19 protein-coding genes and 1 tRNA gene are annotated in these 18,275 nt (G+C 41.9%); 5 read left to right on the top strand and 15 right to left on the bottom strand.

Going from position 1 to position 18,275, the window contains the following annotated elements:
* The first annotated feature begins 2 nt into the window (after positions 1–2).
* The 3 genes from E0D95_RS02800 to E0D95_RS15740 all read left to right on the top strand — a co-directional run bounded on the left by E0D95_RS02800 (position 3) and on the right by E0D95_RS15740 (position 4,158).
* On the top strand, positions 3–761 hold the full coding sequence (locus E0D95_RS02800; protein WP_130802444.1) for a LamB/YcsF family protein: 759 nt from the start codon (positions 3–5) through the stop codon (positions 759–761).
* 82 nt (positions 762–843) lie between these two features.
* Positions 844–2,427, top strand: coding sequence for a 5-oxoprolinase subunit B/C family protein (locus tag E0D95_RS15745; RefSeq protein WP_213073692.1), 1,584 nt, complete (start codon positions 844–846; stop codon positions 2,425–2,427).
* The gene (locus tag E0D95_RS15740; RefSeq protein WP_213073691.1) at positions 2,428–4,158 is read left to right on the top strand and encodes an acetyl/propionyl/methylcrotonyl-CoA carboxylase subunit alpha; all 1,731 of its coding nucleotides are present in this window, start codon (positions 2,428–2,430) and stop codon (positions 4,156–4,158) included.
* A gap of 69 nt (positions 4,159–4,227) precedes the next feature.
* Here E0D95_RS15740 and E0D95_RS02790 read toward each other — a convergent pair whose 3' ends face one another.
* The 5 genes from E0D95_RS02790 to pyrC all read right to left on the bottom strand — a co-directional run bounded on the left by E0D95_RS02790 (position 4,228) and on the right by pyrC (position 8,616).
* The gene (locus E0D95_RS02790) at positions 4,228–5,151 is read right to left on the bottom strand and encodes a lipase family protein (RefSeq protein ID WP_130802443.1); all 924 of its coding nucleotides are present in this window, start codon (positions 5,149–5,151) and stop codon (positions 4,228–4,230) included.
* 146 nt (positions 5,152–5,297) lie between these two features.
* On the bottom strand, positions 5,298–6,716 hold the full coding sequence (locus tag E0D95_RS02785) for an amino acid permease (protein WP_130802442.1): 1,419 nt from the start codon (positions 6,714–6,716) through the stop codon (positions 5,298–5,300).
* A 121-nt stretch (positions 6,717–6,837) separates the two neighbouring features.
* A tRNA-Glu gene (locus tag E0D95_RS02780) sits at positions 6,838–6,913 on the bottom strand.
* A gap of 18 nt (positions 6,914–6,931) precedes the next feature.
* Positions 6,932–7,597, bottom strand: a complete 666-nt coding sequence (rnt, locus tag E0D95_RS02775) for a ribonuclease T (RefSeq protein ID WP_130802441.1) — start codon at positions 7,595–7,597, stop codon at positions 6,932–6,934.
* A complete protein-coding gene (pyrC, locus tag E0D95_RS02770) occupies positions 7,582–8,616 on the bottom strand; it encodes a dihydroorotase (protein WP_130802440.1) in 1,035 nt (344 codons plus the stop codon). The genes rnt and pyrC overlap by 16 nt, the downstream gene beginning before the upstream one ends.
* Positions 8,617–8,766: 150 nt before the next feature.
* Here pyrC and E0D95_RS02765 point away from each other — a divergent pair, with 150 nt between their 5' ends.
* Positions 8,767–10,023, top strand: coding sequence for a GGDEF domain-containing protein (locus E0D95_RS02765; RefSeq protein WP_130802439.1), 1,257 nt, complete (start codon positions 8,767–8,769; stop codon positions 10,021–10,023).
* A 51-nt stretch (positions 10,024–10,074) separates the two neighbouring features.
* Here the strand turns inward: E0D95_RS02765 and E0D95_RS02760 are convergent, their stop codons facing one another.
* The 5 genes from E0D95_RS02760 to E0D95_RS02740 form a co-directional block, all read right to left on the bottom strand.
* Complete coding sequence (locus E0D95_RS02760) at positions 10,075–10,464, bottom strand: DUF3106 domain-containing protein (RefSeq protein WP_130802438.1); 390 nt, start codon at positions 10,462–10,464, stop codon at positions 10,075–10,077.
* The gene (locus E0D95_RS02755) at positions 10,454–10,774 is read right to left on the bottom strand and encodes a hypothetical protein (protein WP_130802437.1); all 321 of its coding nucleotides are present in this window, start codon (positions 10,772–10,774) and stop codon (positions 10,454–10,456) included. Before E0D95_RS02755 ends, E0D95_RS02760 begins: the two co-directional genes overlap by 11 nt.
* Positions 10,761–11,384 carry an RNA polymerase sigma factor gene (locus tag E0D95_RS02750; RefSeq protein ID WP_130802436.1) on the bottom strand — a complete coding sequence of 208 codons (624 nt, stop codon included), beginning with the start codon at positions 11,382–11,384 and terminating at the stop codon, positions 10,761–10,763. The genes E0D95_RS02755 and E0D95_RS02750 overlap by 14 nt, the downstream gene beginning before the upstream one ends.
* Positions 11,385–11,544: 160 nt before the next feature.
* A complete protein-coding gene (locus E0D95_RS02745; protein WP_130802435.1) occupies positions 11,545–12,321 on the bottom strand; it encodes a TrmH family RNA methyltransferase in 777 nt (258 codons plus the stop codon).
* A 47-nt stretch (positions 12,322–12,368) separates the two neighbouring features.
* The gene (locus E0D95_RS02740; protein ID WP_130802434.1) at positions 12,369–13,340 is read right to left on the bottom strand and encodes a class 1 fructose-bisphosphatase; all 972 of its coding nucleotides are present in this window, start codon (positions 13,338–13,340) and stop codon (positions 12,369–12,371) included.
* Positions 13,341–13,520: 180 nt separating this feature from the next.
* Here E0D95_RS02740 and E0D95_RS02735 point away from each other — a divergent pair, with 180 nt between their 5' ends.
* Positions 13,521–13,712 carry an NF038105 family protein gene (locus E0D95_RS02735; protein WP_130802433.1) on the top strand — a complete coding sequence of 64 codons (192 nt, stop codon included), beginning with the start codon at positions 13,521–13,523 and terminating at the stop codon, positions 13,710–13,712.
* 63 nt (positions 13,713–13,775) lie between these two features.
* On the opposite strand, the gene pal is transcribed toward E0D95_RS02735, so the two are convergent.
* The 5 genes from pal to tolQ form a co-directional block, all read right to left on the bottom strand.
* Positions 13,776–14,345 carry a peptidoglycan-associated lipoprotein Pal gene (gene pal, locus E0D95_RS02730; RefSeq protein ID WP_130802432.1) on the bottom strand — a complete coding sequence of 190 codons (570 nt, stop codon included), beginning with the start codon at positions 14,343–14,345 and terminating at the stop codon, positions 13,776–13,778.
* 64 nt (positions 14,346–14,409) lie between these two features.
* Positions 14,410–15,693 carry a Tol-Pal system beta propeller repeat protein TolB gene (gene tolB / locus E0D95_RS02725; RefSeq protein ID WP_130802431.1) on the bottom strand — a complete coding sequence of 428 codons (1,284 nt, stop codon included), beginning with the start codon at positions 15,691–15,693 and terminating at the stop codon, positions 14,410–14,412.
* A 98-nt stretch (positions 15,694–15,791) separates the two neighbouring features.
* The gene (gene tolA, locus E0D95_RS02720) at positions 15,792–17,099 is read right to left on the bottom strand and encodes a cell envelope integrity protein TolA (RefSeq protein ID WP_130802430.1); all 1,308 of its coding nucleotides are present in this window, start codon (positions 17,097–17,099) and stop codon (positions 15,792–15,794) included.
* A 3-nt stretch (positions 17,100–17,102) separates the two neighbouring features.
* The gene (gene tolR, locus E0D95_RS02715; RefSeq protein ID WP_130802429.1) at positions 17,103–17,552 is read right to left on the bottom strand and encodes a protein TolR; all 450 of its coding nucleotides are present in this window, start codon (positions 17,550–17,552) and stop codon (positions 17,103–17,105) included.
* Positions 17,552–18,250, bottom strand: a complete 699-nt coding sequence (gene tolQ, locus E0D95_RS02710) for a protein TolQ (protein ID WP_130802428.1) — start codon at positions 18,248–18,250, stop codon at positions 17,552–17,554. Before tolQ ends, tolR begins: the two co-directional genes overlap by 1 nt.
* Between the last annotated feature and the right edge of the window lie 25 nt (positions 18,251–18,275).

Raw genomic sequence — 18,275 nt, 5'->3', positions numbered from 1 at the left:
CCATGCAAATTGATTTAAATAGTGATTTGGGTGAAAGCTACGGTTCGTGGAAAATGGGCAATGATGATCAGATTTTACCGATCGTCAGTAGTGCCAATATTGCCTGTGGTTTTCATGCGGGCGATCCTCTGGGAATCTATAAAACACTGCAACAAGCCGCAAAACTCGGCGTCACGGTTGGGGCACATGTGTCTTATCCAGATTTGGTCGGTTTTGGTCGACGTAATATGGATGTGTCTTATGATGAGCTACTGAGTGATGTGATGTATCAAATTTCTGCATTACAGGGTTTAGCCAAAGTCGCAGGGACAACTGTCAAATATGTAAAACCGCATGGGGCTTTATACAACACGATTGCTCAAAATTTGCAGCAAGCGCAGGCAGTCATTGATGCCATAAAAAAAATTGATCCATCATTGGTACTGGTCGCTTTGGCAGGTTCACCTTTGGTTGCTTTTGCAAAGCAACAAGGTCTGGTGGTGGTTTCAGAAGCGTTTGCAGATCGGGCTTATCAGGCAGATGGTTCACTGGTTTCACGTCGCTTACAAGGTGCGGTGTTACATGACGTACAACAGGTTGCGCAGCGAGTGGTGCAAATGATTCAAACAGGTGGGCTAATGTCCATTGATGGTCAGTTTACCCCGATACAAGCAGATACGGTTTGTTTACATGGCGATACTGATGGTGCTTTGGAAATGGCACAAGCCATTCGACAGGAACTGATCAATCAAAATATTGCGATACAGCCTTTTTGCCCATAAGTACATCACGATGATGGCTAAATCAGGTTTAAATCATTGAAGGATTTACGCGTAAGCTTAAGCTGATAGTAAGGAAGATAAAATGCGGTTTTTATCGGTTAATCAGGACAGACTGTTGATAGAACTGTCTGATTTGCAGGAAACAATGAAGCTGTATCAACATTTATTAAAGGTACAGCATCCTTATATTGTAGAGATGATTCCTGCTGCCAGTACCATTTTAATGGGCTTTAATCACTTTTATATTGATGTCCCAGATTTAATTACATGGATAAAAAATCAAAAAATACACGGCAGCCAGCAATCCAAGCAAAATCAAGTGATCATTGATGTCAATTACACAGGTGCTGATTTACACGCGCTGAGTGATCATTTAGGGATTGACTGCAAGGAGCTAATTCGTCGACATACTCAAAGCATGTGGCAGGTTGCATTCATTGGTTTTGCACCGGGTTTTGCCTATTTAATCAGTCCAGATCAACCTTTTGGTAGTATTCCACGGCTCAGTTCACCGCGTAAAAAAATTCCGTCAGGTTCAGTCGCACTGGCAGGTGAATATAGTGGAATTTATCCCAAAGACAGCCCCGGTGGCTGGCAGTTGATTGGGCATACTTCAAGCAAAATGTGGGATCTTCAGCGAGAGCCTGCGGCATTGCTTCTCCCCGGTACGCAAGTGCAGTTTCGAGATGCCACCGCACAACCGACAAGCATCGTAGTGCCTGAACAACTTCCACCAGCAGTGGCGATACAAACGCAATCAGTAGCAGCGAGCTTAGAAATTTTAAAAACAGGCTTACAAACGCTCATTCAAGATCAAGGGCGTCCGGATATGACCGCCCTAGGTGTCGGACATGCAGGGGCGATGGATCAAACAGCATTTCAGACGGCAAATCGTATTGTTGGAAATCCATCTCATGCAGCTGTATTGGAAATTTTAAATGGTGGCTTAAAGTTAAAAGCACTGCAAGCGGCGGTAATTGCAATTACAGGAGCAGACAGTGAAATCTGGCTTGAGGACGCTTCTGGTCAGCAAGTCCGTATGCCGATGTATCAACCGATTGCACTAGATGCAGGCGATCAATTGAATATTTCCATGCCCACAAAGGGACTGCGAAATTATCTAGCTTTACGTGGTGGAATCGCTGCCGAACAGGTTTTGGGAAGTTCTAGCTATGACACGTTAGCGGAATTAGGCGCAGCACCCCTTCAACCTAACGATCTCATTTATGCCGCCGATTTAACTGTAAGTAGTGTGATTTTGGATGAAGCTGCACCTCAAAATTTACCTAAAACAGGGCAAGTCACTGAAGTTGATTTGATTTTAGGACCAAGAACTGACTGGTTTAAAGCTGATAGTGTACAGCAGTTTTTTCAGCAATCTTGGCGAGTGACGCAAGAAAGTAATCGAATCGGTTTAAGGCTGCAAGGAGAGTATCCACTGCAACGCCAAATCCAGCAGGAATTACCGAGTGAGGGCACATGTACTGGCGCATTACAGATTCCACCGAACGGGCAACCTGTTTTATTTATGAATGATCATCCTCTTACCGGAGGCTATCCAGTGATTGCAGCTGTGGCCAAGCATCATCTGGATGTCGTAGCGCAAATGCCCGCAGGCACTTTGATCAAATTCCGCCAGATTTCAGAATTTTTAGAGATGAAATAAATGAATCAACAACATAAAATTTTAATTGCCAATCGGGGCGAAATTGCGGTTCGTATTATTCAGGCCTGCAAAGATTTAAATATTCAATCTGTTGCTGTATATGCCGATGACGATATTGAAAGCTTACATGTCAAACTCGCAGATGAAGCATGGGCTTTGTCGGGCATAACTGCCAAAGAGACGTATTTAAATATTCCTCGACTGATCGAAATTGCACAAAAATCTCAGGCTAGCATGATTCATCCCGGTTATGGTTTTTTGTCTGAACGTGCCGAGTTTGCACAGGCAGTGGTCGATGCTGGACTCATCTGGATTGGGCCCACTGCACAAAGCATTGAAAAACTTGGAGATAAAATTGAGGCGCGTAAAATCGCGGCGTCTGTGGGTGCGCCGTTGGTTCAAGGCACGGATCAACCCTTGCAAAATGCGCAAGAAGCAGTCAATTTTGCTCAACAATATGGTTTGCCCATTGCCATAAAGGCAGCCTACGGAGGCGGTGGACGTGGTCTAAAAGTCGCATGGCAACTCGAAGAGGTTGCATCGCTTTATGAATCTGCGGTACGTGAAGCGATCAGTGCTTTTGGACGAGGTGAATGTTTTGTAGAGCAATATCTGGATCAACCCAGACATATCGAAGCACAGGTCATTGCCGATCAACAAGGTCATGTGGTGGTGGTGGGAACACGGGATTGTTCTTTGCAACGGCGTAATCAAAAACTGGTTGAAGAAGCACCAGCGCCATTTATTGGGGATGAAATTTATCAGCAAATTATTCAGGCATCCTGCAATATTTGCCGTGCAGCAAATTATGTCGGTGCAGGTACGGTTGAATATTTACTCAGTCGTGATGGTCGATTATCTTTTTTGGAAGTCAATACACGTTTGCAGGTTGAACACCCTGTAACTGAGCAAACTTCCGGGCTTGATTTAGTGGCTGAACAAATTGCGATTGCTTTGGGACAACCGTTATCTATTCAGGAAACACCGAAAGTACAGGGACACTCGATTGAGTTCCGTATTAATGCGGAAGACCCTGCGCGTGGCTTTATTCCTGCTTTTGGCAAAATTGAAAAATTCAATCCGCCATTTGGGTTGGGAGTACGTCTGGATAGCGGTGTCGTCACAGGAAGTCAGGTTTCTAGTCATTTTGATTCACTTATGGCGAAATTGATCATCTCTGGGCCGACACGTGAAATTGCATTACAACGCGCCAGACGCGCATTATCTGCGTTTGAAATTGAAGGCGTCGCCTCTGTATTGGCTTTTCATCAGACCGTCGTCAATGAAGCTGATTTTGTGAATGAATTTAAGGTGCATACACGCTGGATTGAACAGGATTTAAAAGCAGATTTTCAGGTCACACCTAGAACTAAACTGAATCAAAATAAAGGATTACAGCGTTATCAGATCGAAATAGATGGCAAATTACATGAAGTTGGTTTACCACAGGGTTTATTGGGATCAATCTCTACAACGACTTCTGCTGTCGATACAAGCCCTGTGATACAAGCACAGTTGAATGATGTGGTTGCTCCAATCAATGGCATTATTAGCAAATGGATGGTGCAGCCAGATCAATGGGTAGAGCAAGGTGAGGTCATTGCAATTATGGAAGCCATGAAAATGGAAATTCAGGTGCTTGCACATCAAGCAGGGCATATCAAAAATCTTGTGGAAATCACTCAAAGCTATCAAGCCGATCACAAATTGGCTGAAATTATTCCTCTTTAGCCGATCTGCTTAAATATGTGGGCGAATTGAATTGTAAATTGAATTTCAGTTCGCCCAAGGTTGCAAAAATTAACTTGCTTGTTCAGGCCCAAGTTTTAGGGCTTCAGTTGGGCAAATCGTTTCGATGATGCTTTGTACCACCAATGGGTGTTGTAAATAACCAATAATTTCATGCGGTTTGTGCGCAAAGGTTGAAATCCCCTGATTAATGATAGAAGGTTGCACATTAAAAAACCCATGATCAAGAGGAAAAGTCGTTAAGTAATCTTCATGCGAATAAAAATTATACCAATTTCCTTGTAAAGCCTGTAAATGCTCCTGAGAAGCTTTGAGTCTGGATTGCACTACCCGAAAAGCAAGTGGAGAGGCCAGTGTAATAAAACGCTGCACCTTAATGTTTTCGGGGAGCTGTTGCATGAGATTATAGGCAATGACTGTGCCTAATGAATGCGCCACAATAATATATTCTTCATCTTGTTCAAAAGATTGCATCACACGTTGATGAACGTCTTGCATAAAATCTGGATTTGCCAAATACAGATAGACTTCCAAAATATAACGATGCAGCATATTTTCATGGAGTTTGGGAAATTTATTTAGCAGCATCACAAACTCGCGCAAGACGTGATCTTTTGCCAAGTGCGAAAATAAATATAACCTTGAGGTGAGTGATAATTCCTGTTGATGCAAAGCCAGAAGAGGAATTAAGCGTTTTTCCTGATCAATTTGCTGGGGTTCGGGGTGTTGCCGATAAGGTAAATGCCAGTCCTGCCATGCCTGAGGCATAAAGGCATCTAAAGGTGTTTCAAGTTGATTTAAGGCATGTTGATGAATTAAATCACCATAATAGGGAAAAGCAAAATTTAAAGATTCGAGAGGAACATTTATGTCCAGATTATTTAAACCGAGCTGTAAAATGTTAAGCCAGTGATCCTGTAAGCTTTCAGCATTAAAACTTTGTTGTTGTGCACCATGAATAAAAATCAGTTTCATCGTTATCTTGTCATTTATTGTAATGTTTAAACTGACTTTAACATTGGCTGATCGAAATAGACCAGTGATCTGACGTAAAAAAGTGTAGTCAATGGACTACACTTTTAAAATGAGCATCGGTAAAAGACACAGTCGGTTTTACATGCTTAGCTGATCTTATTGCGATAAAAAATAAAATGACTGAGATAACATAAGGCAATAAAAATAAGACAGCCAATAAAACCTGGCAACATTTCAGGGTCAGCTGCCATACTTAAACAGGTAATCAAGCAGAATAAAAATCCTAAAATCGGAACAATCGGATAAAGCGGTGCAGCAAACTGAAGATCTTGCACCTTATGACCTGTTTTATACCAGTGTCGTCTAAAATTAAACTGGCTTAAACAGATACTCATCCACACTACAACCATTGTAAACGCAGCGACACCCAATAAATTTTTGAAAATGGTTTCTGGAGCAAACTGTTCGGATAATAATCCCGGTAGTGCGCCAAACATGGTGACCACTAGGGCAACAATGGGCGTGCCACTTTGGGTAAGTTTCGAGAAAACTTTAGGCAAATGTTGCTGTGAAGATAATGACCACATCATACGTGAAGCCGCATATAAACCTGAATTCGCAGCCGAAAGTAATGCAGTAATGATCACAAAACGAATAATATGATCGGCATAAGGAATACCAATATAATTAAATACCGTCACAAAAGGGCTGTTACTCACGGTATGACCGCCTAAACCTGCCTGTTCATAAGGCAGCAAAGCACTAATCACAATGATGGTACCCACAAAGAAAATCAACAGACGCCAGATTGCGGCATTGATGGCTTTAGGTACATTATCCGCAGGGTCTTTGGTTTCACCCGCCGCAACGCCAATCAATTCTGTACCTGAAAAGGCAAAGTTGACAATCAGCATGGTTGCGAAAATAGGGAGTAGTCCTTGTGGAAACCAGCCATGAGCAGTCAAATTGCTAAATAGAGGCGCGCTTTCATAGCCGTGAAAAGGAATAAGCCCCACAATAGCCAATAACCCTAGGATAATAAAACTAATCACGGTAATCACTTTGACCAATGACAGCCAAAACTCGGACTCAGCAAAAATTCGGGTCGAGCTTAAATTTAGGGTAAAAATGGTCGCGGCAAAAACAAGCGTCCAGATCCACATTGAGATATGAGGAAACCACTCTTGCATCAACAATGCAGCAGCAGTGAATTCTGTTCCCAACGTTGCGGTCCATGTCAGCCAATAAAGCCAGGACACCATATAACCTGTTCCCGGACCAATATATTTTGTCGCATAAGCACCAAAAGAACCAGAAACAGGCATATGGACTGCAAGTTCACCTAAACACAGCATGACCATATAAGCAATTATGCCGCCTAAAATATAAGCAATAATGGCACCGATTGGTCCTGTTTGTGAAATCACTTCACCTGAACCCAGAAAAAGACCTGTACCAATCGCACCGCCTAAAGACAGCATGACCAAATGGCGCGTACTCATTGCCCGTTTTAATGGCGCAGATGAGTTGGATAAGGGAGAATTTGAAGATTCAGATGGTTGCATACACAACGTCACGTTCAAAAGGAGAAGCGCGCTATTGTAGAGAAAAAATAGAAATGTGCAATCTCATGCCTGACAAACAATCGCCAATGCGCACAAAATATAATAGAGGAATATAATATGATGGCGTCCCTACGGGGATTCGAACCCCGGTTACCGCCGTGAAAGGGCGATGTCCTAGGCCTCTAGACGATAGGGACGTTGAGGATGGCGGTATCTTATGAATCCGCCGGTAAAGTGTCAAGTAAGTAAGGCGCGAGTTTGTTCAAAATATAACAAAACAGATCCGCTGTTTTCTGGGTATCATATAAGGCTGAATGTGCTTCTTTACCATCAAACTCAATGCCAGCTTGAATACACGCTTTTGCTAAAACAGTTTGTCCGAACATTACCGCACTTAAAGTGACCGTATCAAACACGGAAAAACTATGGAACGGATTTTGATTTTTAGTTCCTGTTCGAGCAATAGCCGCCTGTAAAAAACCAAGATCAAAGTGCGCATTATGTCCGACCAGTACCGCATGTGTACATTGTTGCTGGCGACGAACTTCATTGACAGATTTAAAAATTCTGCGCAAAGCCGTTTTTTCATCTTCAGCCATCGCGACACGCATCGGATTAAAAGGATCAATCCCAATAAAATCCAATGAGCGACGATCCAAATTCGCACCTTCAAAAGGATTAATGTGCGCGTGATAGGCTTCACCCGGTACAAATTGACCTTGCTCATTATAAATGATTGGAATACAGGCAATTTCAAGTAAGGCATCAGTTTGTGCATTAAAACCAGCTGTTTCAACATCTACAACAACAGGCAAAAAACCTCTGAAACGTTGTCCAATGATGGGTGGCACATTGCTTTGTTCGGTCACACTTTCCTCCATTGAAGAGTCTTACCCGCATAAAGAGGAATGATTTTTTCACCATCAAGATAATCAAGTTGCTCAGGAATCTGGTGCTCTTGTTTTACCAAAGTAATGGTAGATGTGTTGCGTGGCAAACCGTAAAAATCAGCACCAAAATGGCTCGCAAAGCCTTCAAGGCGATCAAGTTTACCCACTTGGTCAAAGGCCTGAGCATAAAGTTCAATTGCTGTTGGTGCACTATAGCAGCCTGCACAGCCACAAGCATTTTCTTTGGCATTTTTAGAATGTGGCGCACTGTCTGTCCCTAAAAAGAATTTAGGACTGCCACTGGTTGCCACTTCAATCAAAGTTTGTTGATGTGTTTGACGCTTCAAAATCGGTAAACAATAAAAATGTGGTTTAATGCCCCCCACGAGCATGTCATTACGGTTAAACAACAAATGCTGAGGAGTAATAGTAGCTGCCACATTACGGTCATGTTCCAATACGAAATGAGCTGCTTCACTGGTCGTGATATGTTCAAGTACCAGTTTTAATTTAGGAAATTGCTTTAATAATGGCGAGAGGACTTCATCCAAAAAGCGTTTTTCACGGTCAAAGATATCGACATGTTGATGTGTAACTTCACCATGAAGCAATAACGGTACTTGATGTTCTTCCAACTGTTCAATCACCGCATATACTTTACGTATATCACTCACCCCATTGTCCGAGTTGGTCGTTGCACCTGCTGGATAAAGCTTAATGGCATTGACAAATTCAGAGGCCTTAATCTTACGGACTTCTTCTGGCGAGGTGTGGTCGGTAAAATATAACACCATGCGTGGGTCAAAATGCGTGCCTTCTGGTACATGAGCCATAATCCGCTCACGATACGCCAAGGCTTCTTCCACCGTTTTAACGGGTGGTACCAGATTCGGCATACAGATTGCGCGTGCAAATTGTTTGGCTAAATCAGGTACAGTACGTTGTAATGCCAGACCATCACGTAAATGGGCATGCCAGTCATCGGGCTGAAGAAGGGTAATCGTATCCAAGGTCATTCAAACTAAAAAATAAAATAGATGATAATCGATATACGTTGAAAAAGGTATGTCGTTTTGTGGCTAAAAACTGAAATCATTTGGATAAAAATCTGAATAAGTGTGTTATTTTTAATCAGTTAAGGATTTTTCTTGTAGGGTGTAATGGATTACGAATACAACCTTGACGAGCTTCATAAAACCAAAGAAGAAGTAGAACGGCTTTCATTTATACGTGACAAGCATACCAATCGGGCTTTGCCAAAGGCTTTAGAAAAGCAATTTTGGGTAATGCATACACAACGTACCAGATTGAATACGATACATTTCTTTTGGAGTGGGCTCGTTGCATACATTATTTTTATACTCTTTACCACGCCCAGTGATTATTTGGTCATTGAAACACAGTATTTTGCTTCAGATTTTTCACGTTGCGTTTTAAGTGTAGTCAATGGTGCGCTGTGTTTATTGATTTATGCACTTTTTGCAAGACTATCGATTTTAAAGCGTTATTTCTATGCAGCTGCTTGTCTCATTATGTTATGGGCGATTGTGGTGACCTCGATTTTAATGATGTCTGTGCAAAGTGAAGCTTTAAAAAATCAGGCCACCCTGCTCATTTCTTTCATTTATATGTTGGGTTTTATTTTAAGTGGTTTGAAGCCGATTCATATGCTGATGGTAGGGATGTTGTCTGCGGTCTTCATTCTGATGTGGCTTTTTGTTTCAGATGTTCATTTTCATTTCATTATCTTGACACGTGCGCTCATTGGAAGTTGCTTATTGGGATTTGCAATTAGTTCCATGCTTGTTTCCAAAGAAAGAATGCTGTTCCTAAATGCAAAACTGGCTGAGGTGAATGAAAAAATTCAACGTATTCATGCATCTGAATTTCTACATCTAAGTCAACATGACGGATTAACCCAACTATCTAATCGACGTAGTTTTGATGAAATGCTGGATGTTTTTTATTTACAAGCGCGTCGTGATAATAGCGCATTGGGCATTCTATTTATCGATATTGATTATTTCAAAGATTATAATGATTTTTATGGGCATCAAATGGGAGACCATGTTATTGCAAGTCTTGCAAAAGCCATCAAAAATTCAATTCGCCATATGGATTTCGTTGCGCGTTATGGGGGAGAAGAATTTGTGGTGCTTTTACCCGAGACAGATGCACAAGGCGCTTACGCAGTTGCTTCTAATATTTATAGATCGGTTGAACGACTGGAAATCATTCATGAAAAGTCTCAGGTTTCTCAGCACATTACCATTAGCCTTGGTATTACAGTATATCGAGGTGAGACGCATATCGGTCAGTATGAATTGTTGTCTTACGCAGATCAGGCCTTATATCGAGCCAAAAAATTAGGACGTAACCAAATTTATTATCATTCCTGCCGGGGAGATCGGGCTTAAAAAAACCAGTCACACTGGACTGGCTGTAGTTTCTGCAACTGATGTTACACGCTATGGGGTTAAATATTTTTCTATATATTCTTCACGAATCGCCGCACGTTCATCTAGCGGTGCTTTTTGCATGCGTTTACGTAAATCGTTGCGTTCCTGAGTGCTCATTTTTTGCCATGCATCACGCATTTTCTGCTTTTCTTGTTCAGGCAATTGTGTAAACCATTCCATGCGCTGTTGTAAATCGACATTTTGGTCTTTGGGTGCATCTTTTAAAGATTCATAACGCTTAATCAACGCGCGCTGTTCATTTTCAGAAAGCGTATTCCATGTTTCATTGACCTGTGTATCTGCATTTTTTGAAAAAATCCAGAAACGCTCAAAGCCAGCAAAGCTCGTTTGTAAAAAACTCAATGCACATAAAGCTAGCGCTATTTTCTTAGCTACCATGTGAAGTTTTATCCTCACCTAATACACTGAGCATCTCTAGGTCTTCAACCATTTGTGGAGAAAGCTTAGGGCTGACAATGACCTGATTTTGTGGTTGATCTGCCGAATCAAAAGTATTGGGTAAAATCACAAACCCTGTAATAGCAGCAGCAAGCGCAAAACCAGACATTCTCCAGATACTATAAAAAGAATGAGGTTCTCGCTTAATCTGGTCTAAAACGTGGCTGATCACCACTGTTTTATGTTTATGATGCTGTGCCAGTCCATCAAGCTTGGACGTCACCTGCTTTGTAAAATCATCTCGATTCATTTGATGAACCTCCCAAAGATGGATTTAAATGTGCTAAAGCAGTACGAAGCCCCTGAATTGCACGATGATAATGCGTTTTTACACTTCCTTCACTACAATTCATAATCTGTGCAGTCGTATGTGTGTCGAAACCTTCCCATGCGCGTAACATAAATGCTTGCTGCTGGCGCACTGGAAGTTCTGCAATGGCTTCCTGAATTTCTTCAATGGTCATTTCCTGACTTAAAAATTCTGAAGGATTCAGTGTTGTTTCATCAACCACCTCACTGATTTCATCATCATCTTGATCAAGGCTCACTTTTTTAAAGAAAGAAAATGGATTCGCACGTCTTGCTTCTTTACGCCGCCAATCCTGCAATTTGTTATTTAAAATCGTATAAAAAAGGGGATACCATTCATCAGTAGATTTGTCTGCATATGATTTATGCAGAGAAATAAAGGATTCCTGTACCAAATCCATCGCAATGTCTGATTGACCTTGAGTGGCACTTTCCATCATGACCAACGCGCGACCTGTCACTTCATTCATAAAAGTTTTCAGGCGATACTCAACCGTATTCTCTCGAACACTACTGACTTCAGTTCCAGACTGCTTTGGCGCTAAGTCCATAGAAATGGAAAATCCTGTCATCCGGTTCCTATTCTTTCCTATTTAGCTCTTACTATATAACGCTGATAGGAAAGAATAGGTTGACAATATAAGATGTTATTTTTGCTAGTCTAAATGATTTTTTTGTAATGTTGGGCGACTTTAATATAAATTAACGTTTTTATAGTCGTTGACGCACCATCTCGAAGAAGCAAATTGAGCCTGCAATCGCGACATTGAGTGACTCTTGTCCACCCGGTTGTGGAATGGCAACAGCTTGTGCATGCGCCAGTGCATAATCAGATGCACCTTGTCCTTCATTGCCTAAAATCCAGACACAAGCTTTGGTTAGATCTTGTTCGTATAAGCTGTTTGAACGATGCGAACTGGTGACAAATACTGGAATTTTAAATTGATCTAAGATGGATTCTAATTCAATATTTTCAAAGGTATATAAACTAAAATGCGCCCCCATACCTGCACGTAAAACACGAGGCGACCAAAGCGAAGCTGAGCCTTTGGTACAAATCACTTGTTTAATATTGGCAGCAGCAGCAGAACGTAATAATGTGCCAACATTACCCGGATCCTGAATATTTTCCAGAATCAGCGTATCTGCCTGAAAATCCAGTGCTGTGCTACTTTGTGGTAGATCAATGACCGCCAGACAGGCTAAACTCGTTCCCAATGTACTAATGTCTTTATATAAAACTTCACTAATGACAAAGACTGCGCCGTTGTACTGTTCAATAATTGTTTGTAAATCTGGATGCTCTAAAGCAGCTTCTGTGGTAAAAAGTGAAACCAGTTGACCTTTGTCCTGTAACCATGACAGGCACAGGTGAGTACCTTCAAGCACTGTTTGACGCTGTTTCTTGCGGTAAGCTTGTTGTTCAATCAAACTGCGCAAATGCTTAATTTTAGTATTGTCTTTGGATTCAAGAAAAATAATCGACATAAAAGAAAATCCACGATGATGCTACGAAGCATCATCGCTATTAAAAATTAATGATAACTGGTGACAAGTTCGACTTCGTTTTTAGAACCGATGATCACGGGTACACGTTGGTGCAACTCAGTAGGTTGAATCTCCAAAATACGCACACGACCTGTGGTCGATGCACCACCAGCCTGTTCAACCAGCATACTCATTGGGTTGGCTTCATACATGAGGCGCAAACGTCCTGCTTTTTTCGGATCTTTTAAATCGTAAGGATAAAGGAAAATACCACCGCGGCATAAAATACGGTGAATATCTCCAACCATACACGCCACCCAGCGCATGTTAAAATCTTTACCGCGAATAGAGGTTTTTCCTGCCAGAAGCTCGTCGATATAACGTTTTACTGGCTGTTCCCAATGACGTTGGTTTGATGCGTTAATGGCAAATTCTTGGGTGTCTTCACTGACCTTAACTTGATCAGCCGTTAGAATAAATTGCTGACTTTCTGGGTCAAAGGTAAAAAATGCAACGCCATTACCCACTGTTAGGGCAAGCATGGTCGATGGACCATAAAGCACATAACCTGCTGCCACTTGTTCAGTTCCAGCCTGCATAAAATCAGCGGCTTGAGTCACTGTATTTTTTGCAGGCAAAATCGAAAAGATGGTGCCAACACACATGTTGATGTCAATATTACTTGAACCATCAAGCGGATCGAACAAAACCAGATATTTGCCATTTTCTTGAGCAGGGGTGAAGTCATCCAATTCTTCTGATGCCAAACCGCCTACATGTGGATGTACTTTTAAGGCGTCAATTAAATAATCATTAGAGATAACATCCAGTTTTTTCTGTGTTTCGCCTTGAACATTTTCATTTCCTGCACTACCCAGAATTCCTGCTAAAGCACCTTTTTGTAAGGCTTGATCAATGGTATTGCAGGTGTTTGCAATGGTTTCAATCACTTGAGCAAGTTCAGGTGTCAAATGGTCTGATTGTTGTTGTAAATATTGCGTCAAATTCAGGTTTGACATACAGGAAAACTCCAAAATGAAAAAGGGTCGTTTAGAAATGGCTATAGTGTAGATGAGATCGACCTAAAAGAAAAATTATATGACTTTATTTGTTGCGATTTTATGCTTGCAAGTGTTGGGCAACATGCTATGTTGAATAACAATAAGGATATGAAAATCTGTGAAGAGAGGAGACAGGGCATGACGACCAAAAAGTTTGATGAAACCCCAACGCCAAACGAACCCATTAGTCTCGATGAAATTTCCAAAGAGTCAGTCGATGAGGCTTGGAAGGGTTATGAAGCAAAACCTGAATATAAAGAATTTAATAAACACGATTTAATTGAGTCCATGCATTCAATGAAAGAGGATTCACAACACAAATCCCAATGAATAACAAAATAAAAACGCTTAAAGCCAAAACTTTAAGCGTTTTATGATGAGCGGTATTTACCGTTATTTTAATAGCGGTGGAACTGCTTCGTAGTTAATTTCGACACGGCGGTTTTCTTTCCATGCTGCCTCATCATGGCCTGCATTGACTGGCATTTCTTTACCATAGCTTACCGCTTCCAACTGTTGTGGACTCACACCATTGGTAATTAGAAAGCTTTGAACTGCTTTCGCACGACGCTCACCCAAAGCCATGTTGTATTCACGTGTACCACGTTCATCCGTATGTCCTGTGAGTGCGACACGCGAATTTGCATTTGCCATTAAGAACTGCGCATGTGCTTGTAATGTTTGATAATCTTCAGAAGATAAATCACTACTGTCATAATCAAAATGTACCACACGTTTTGCCAAAGCAGCGCGGTTTGCAGCAGTCACTCCTTTAGCAGATGCACCTGTGAGGTTTTGTGCATTCAATGCGGCATCGTCACTTAGACCCGAAGTGTTTACAGTACCTGCACTGCTCGGATTATTTCCTGCCTGAATTTCAGCAGCTGGTTTACGGCTTGCACAACCTGTCATGATGACAGCAGTAGCTATAACAGGTAAAACGAATAATTTAACGGCTTTCATTGTGATCTCCATCTAATTTAATTAAAAATAAAAAGTGTCCATTCGTTATTTTGGTACTCGATCGTTACTTCGGTGCCCACGCGGGCTCACGAACTTCACCTTGTTCGCTCGGTAAATTCATACGGAAACGACCATCTGTCGACATCACAGAGAGTAAACCACGATTGCCTTCACGAGTGGCATACACCACCATTTGACCATTAGGTGAAAAACTTGGTGATTCATCCAGACTGGTTGGGGTTAAAATGTTCACGATGCCTGTTGAAATATTCATAATCGCAACTTTGTAATTGCTGCCCGATGGGCGATGTACCAATGCAATATTTTTCCCATCAGCACTTAATGTGCCACGTGCATTGAATGCACCACGGAAAGTGAGTCGATTCACTGAGCTATCATCAAAACTATAGCGATAAATCTGGGCTGAACCACCACGGTCAGAGGTGAAGATAAACGACTTACCATCTGGCGCGTAACGCGCTTCTGTATCAATTGCACTGTCATTGGTCATACGTTGCAGTTGACGGGTCTCCAGATTCATTTGATAGACTTCTGGATTACCATGCATGGATGCCGTAAATAGCATCGATTTACCATCAGGCGAAAAGCTTGGTGCACCGTTTAGACCTTTAAAGCGGGCTAAGACTTCTCGTTGACCTGTGGCTAAATCTTGTAAATAAATCGCTGGGCGTTTGGTTTCGAATGAAACATAAGCGATTTTTTTGGCATCAGGTGTCCACGCCGGTGAAAGAATCGGATCGCGTGAGGACAATACTGTTTTAGGTTGTTCACCATCGGTATCTGCAATTTGTAGCGTATAACGTTGTTCTGGTGTTGCAGGGTTACGCAATACATAGGCAATACGTCCACTAAAGTCACCCTGAATACCGGTTAATGCCTGATAAATGGCATCACTAATCATATGTCCAGCTTGACGAACACGTGAACTAGGCACAGTGAGTAATTCATTCAGTAAGAATTGTTTTTTTTGTACATCATACAGTTGATAATGAACTTCAAAGCTATTATTTGCCGCAGGTTTTATGTTCCCGACAACCACGTAAGGGATACCAGCAGCCTGCCATGCATCCGCCTGAATTTGATCGATTGCCCCTGTAACAGGAAGATTATTTGAGGCACTGGTAAAACGACCTGAGCGGTTCAAATCACTTTCTACAATTGGATAAATGGACTGATCATTGGCAAAAGGAACAATCGCAATTTTAGGAGCTTGTTCGGGTGCTTTGGCAATTTCAAGGTGTAATTGCGCAAATGCTTGAGGAACAAAAGCTGAACTTAGCGCAGTAATGATGGCGATTGATAATAGATGTTTGCGATTCATATCCATAGTCGTATTGTGAGTGCAGTTCATTTTTGTGGAATAAAAGTATTTAGCATAATTACAGGGTTAAAATCCATTTAAACCATGTAATTGTGACCAAAATATTATTTTGCTGTAAATGTTGAGGTAAAGCTTCGTGCTTCACGACGTGCATCGGGATCAGACGGCATCGGGTATGGCGCAGCAGATCGAACAGCGGCTTCTACACTGGCTTTCATGTCAGGATCACTTGCATTCACAATTACAGATGCGACTGCACCACTATCAGTTAGCGTGACACGGGCAGTTGCCTTCTTACCTGATGATCCCATTGGAATATCCCAAGTACGATAGATTTTTTGTTCAAAGTCACGTTTCGCTGTTGAGGCAATTTTTCTAGCTTCCGCTTTTTTCTGAGCAGCTTCTTCAGCAGCTTGCTTGGCTGCTGATGCCTTTGCTTCAGCGTCTGCTTCGGCTTTTCGTTTAGCATCCGCTTCTGCTTTGGCTTTTGCATCGGCTTCATGTTTTGCTTTTGCTGCTGCATCGGCTTTGGCTTTTGCATCAGCTTGTTGTTTGGCTTTTGCTGCTGCATCGGCTTTGGCATCAGCCTGCTGTTTTGCCTTGGCTTCTGCATCGGCTTTGGCTTTTGCATCAGCTTGTTGTTTTGCTTTTGCTGCTGCATCGGCTTTAGCTTTTGCATCTGCCTGTTGTTTGGCTTTTGCTTCTGCATCGGCTTTAGCTTTTGCATCTGTTTGTTGTTTAGCTTTTGCTGCTGCATCGGCTTTAGCTTTTGCATCAGCTTGTTGTTTAGCTTTTGCCGCAGCATCGGCTTTAGCTTTTGCATCAGCTTGTTGTTTAGCTTTTGCCGCAGCATCGGCTTTAGCTTTTGCATCAGCTTGTTGTTTGGCTTTTGCTGCTGCATCGGCTTTAGCTTTTGCATCTGCCTGTTGTTTGGCTTTTGCTGCTGCATCGGCTTTGGCTTTCGCATCTGCCTGTTGTTTGGCTTTTTCCGCAGCATCAGCATCAGCTTTGGCTTGTTGTTGTGCTTTCGTTGCTGCCTCTGCTTTGGCTTTTGCATCTGCCTGTTGTTGCGCTTTCGCCACTTCCTCAGCCTTGGCTTTCTCGATTGCTTCGGTAGGGTTGATTACTGGAGAAACAGGTGGCGGACTGCTTGGAATGACTGGTGCTGTAACATCAGGTTGCTGTGTAGTCTGAATCTGTTCTGCAACTTGTGTACTGGCGGTTTCTGCTGCCTCAACAGGAATGGCTAAATCCGCAGGATTAACCAAGACTGTTGTAATCTTTTTGGGTGGTTCAGGCGGTTTACTTAACCCTAAATAAAGTAAGCCAACAATGGCAATGGCATGTACGCCAAGCGTAAAACCAACTGCAATTGCTCTTTCCTGAAAAGGTGGCTTTTGAAAATTCTTCATAACTTACTTTAATGGCTCAGTGAGTAGACCAACTTGGGTTAAACCTGCTTCCTGAAGTACAGACATTAGTTTGATAACTTCTCCATAAGGACGAGATTCACTACCATTAATTAGAACAGTTAATTGTTTTTTATTCGCTTGAGCCTGTTCTTGACTTTCCATAAGTGTCGTTTTTAAGTCGTCTAATGTCATAACATCATTATTATGTTCTTTACTTTCAAGCTTAATAGTTCCATCGGCTTCTAAAGTTACTATAGATGGTCGATCCTCAGATTGGATTGGATTATTATTCGCCTGAGGTAAATCCACCTTAATGCCACTGGTGATCATGGGTGCAGTCACCATGAAAATCACCAATAGTACGAGCATCACGTCGATATATGGTACGACATTCATGTCACTTTTTAATGGTTTTTTAATACGCTCAAAGCGTCCTGAACGTTGAATAGCCATTAAACTTCTTCCTGTGTAGAACCCACAGACTGACGTTGTAATAATGCCACCATTTCTTCAGCAAACAGCGCACGATCTGAATAAATCGCTTCACCCTTGGCGGTATAATGGTTAAAGGCAAGTACCGCAGGAATGGCGGCAAATAAACCAATCGCGGTTGCAATCAAGGCTTCTGCAATACCAGGTGCAACAGTTGCCAAAGTCACTTGATCGACATCTGCCAGACCAATAAAGGCATTCATAATGCCCCAAACGGTTCCAAATAGACCAACGTAGGGTGCGACCGAACCAATACTGGCTAATGCCCCGAGCCCTTGTTCAAGAACACTTTGATCACGACTTAAACCGACACGCAAAATACGCTCAGTGCCTTCAATGGTTTGATTGGCAGTAGCATGACGTTTTTTAAGTTTAAAAAACTCACCCAAGCCCTGATAAAAAATATCTTCAAGACCATGGCGTTTTGAATTTAACTGCGCATTGTTAAAAAGGGTATTTAGTTCAGCGCCTGACCAGAACATTTTTTGAAAATGCTCATCTTGCTGGGCGGCTTTTTTATAGCCCATATGTAACTTGGCGATTAGATACCAGCTATAAATTGATGCTAAAAGTAGCACCAGCATGACAGCTTGTACCACAGGGCTTGCTTGTAAAATAAGATCAGAAATATGTAGAGAAGATTGGATCTGTGTTGCCATAGTTACATGTGCCAAAGTATGTTTT

It is taken from the genome of Acinetobacter ihumii, from assembly GCF_900625095.1.
GTDB lineage: Bacteria > Pseudomonadota > Gammaproteobacteria > Pseudomonadales > Moraxellaceae > Acinetobacter > Acinetobacter ihumii.
The sequence above is the reverse complement of the archived record's forward strand: the minus strand, read 5'-3'. Positions and strand labels throughout refer to the sequence as shown.

Bases quoted from the DNA above. Each gene is read 5' to 3' on its own strand.
- E0D95_RS02785 (WP_130802442.1), bottom strand. From the start codon at position 6,716: ATGCAACCATCTGAATCTTCAAATTCTCCCTTATCCAACTCATCTGCG.
- E0D95_RS02740 (WP_130802434.1), bottom strand. From the start codon at position 13,340: ATGTCAAACCTGAATTTGACGCAATATTTACAACAACAATCAGACCAT.
- E0D95_RS15740 (WP_213073691.1), top strand. From the start codon at position 2,428: ATGAATCAACAACATAAAATTTTAATTGCCAATCGGGGCGAAATTGCG.
- rnt (WP_130802441.1), bottom strand. From the start codon at position 7,597: ATGGAGGAAAGTGTGACCGAACAAAGCAATGTGCCACCCATCATTGGA.
- pal (WP_130802432.1), bottom strand. From the start codon at position 14,345: ATGAAAGCCGTTAAATTATTCGTTTTACCTGTTATAGCTACTGCTGTC.
- tolQ (WP_130802428.1), bottom strand. From the start codon at position 18,250: ATGGCAACACAGATCCAATCTTCTCTACATATTTCTGATCTTATTTTA.
- E0D95_RS02755 (WP_130802437.1), bottom strand. From the start codon at position 10,774: ATGAATCGAGATGATTTTACAAAGCAGGTGACGTCCAAGCTTGATGGA.
- E0D95_RS02745 (WP_130802435.1), bottom strand. From the start codon at position 12,321: ATGTCGATTATTTTTCTTGAATCCAAAGACAATACTAAAATTAAGCAT.
- E0D95_RS02760 (WP_130802438.1), bottom strand. From the start codon at position 10,464: ATGGTAGCTAAGAAAATAGCGCTAGCTTTATGTGCATTGAGTTTTTTA.
- E0D95_RS15745 (WP_213073692.1), top strand. From the start codon at position 844: ATGCGGTTTTTATCGGTTAATCAGGACAGACTGTTGATAGAACTGTCT.
- E0D95_RS02790 (WP_130802443.1), bottom strand. From the start codon at position 5,151: ATGAAACTGATTTTTATTCATGGTGCACAACAACAAAGTTTTAATGCT.
- E0D95_RS02735 (WP_130802433.1), top strand. From the start codon at position 13,521: ATGACGACCAAAAAGTTTGATGAAACCCCAACGCCAAACGAACCCATT.
- E0D95_RS02800 (WP_130802444.1), top strand. From the start codon at position 3: ATGCAAATTGATTTAAATAGTGATTTGGGTGAAAGCTACGGTTCGTGG.
- E0D95_RS02765 (WP_130802439.1), top strand. From the start codon at position 8,767: ATGGATTACGAATACAACCTTGACGAGCTTCATAAAACCAAAGAAGAA.
- E0D95_RS02750 (WP_130802436.1), bottom strand. From the start codon at position 11,384: ATGGACTTAGCGCCAAAGCAGTCTGGAACTGAAGTCAGTAGTGTTCGA.
- tolB (WP_130802431.1), bottom strand. From the start codon at position 15,693: ATGGATATGAATCGCAAACATCTATTATCAATCGCCATCATTACTGCG.
- tolA (WP_130802430.1), bottom strand. From the start codon at position 17,099: ATGAAGAATTTTCAAAAGCCACCTTTTCAGGAAAGAGCAATTGCAGTT.
- tolR (WP_130802429.1), bottom strand. From the start codon at position 17,552: ATGGCTATTCAACGTTCAGGACGCTTTGAGCGTATTAAAAAACCATTA.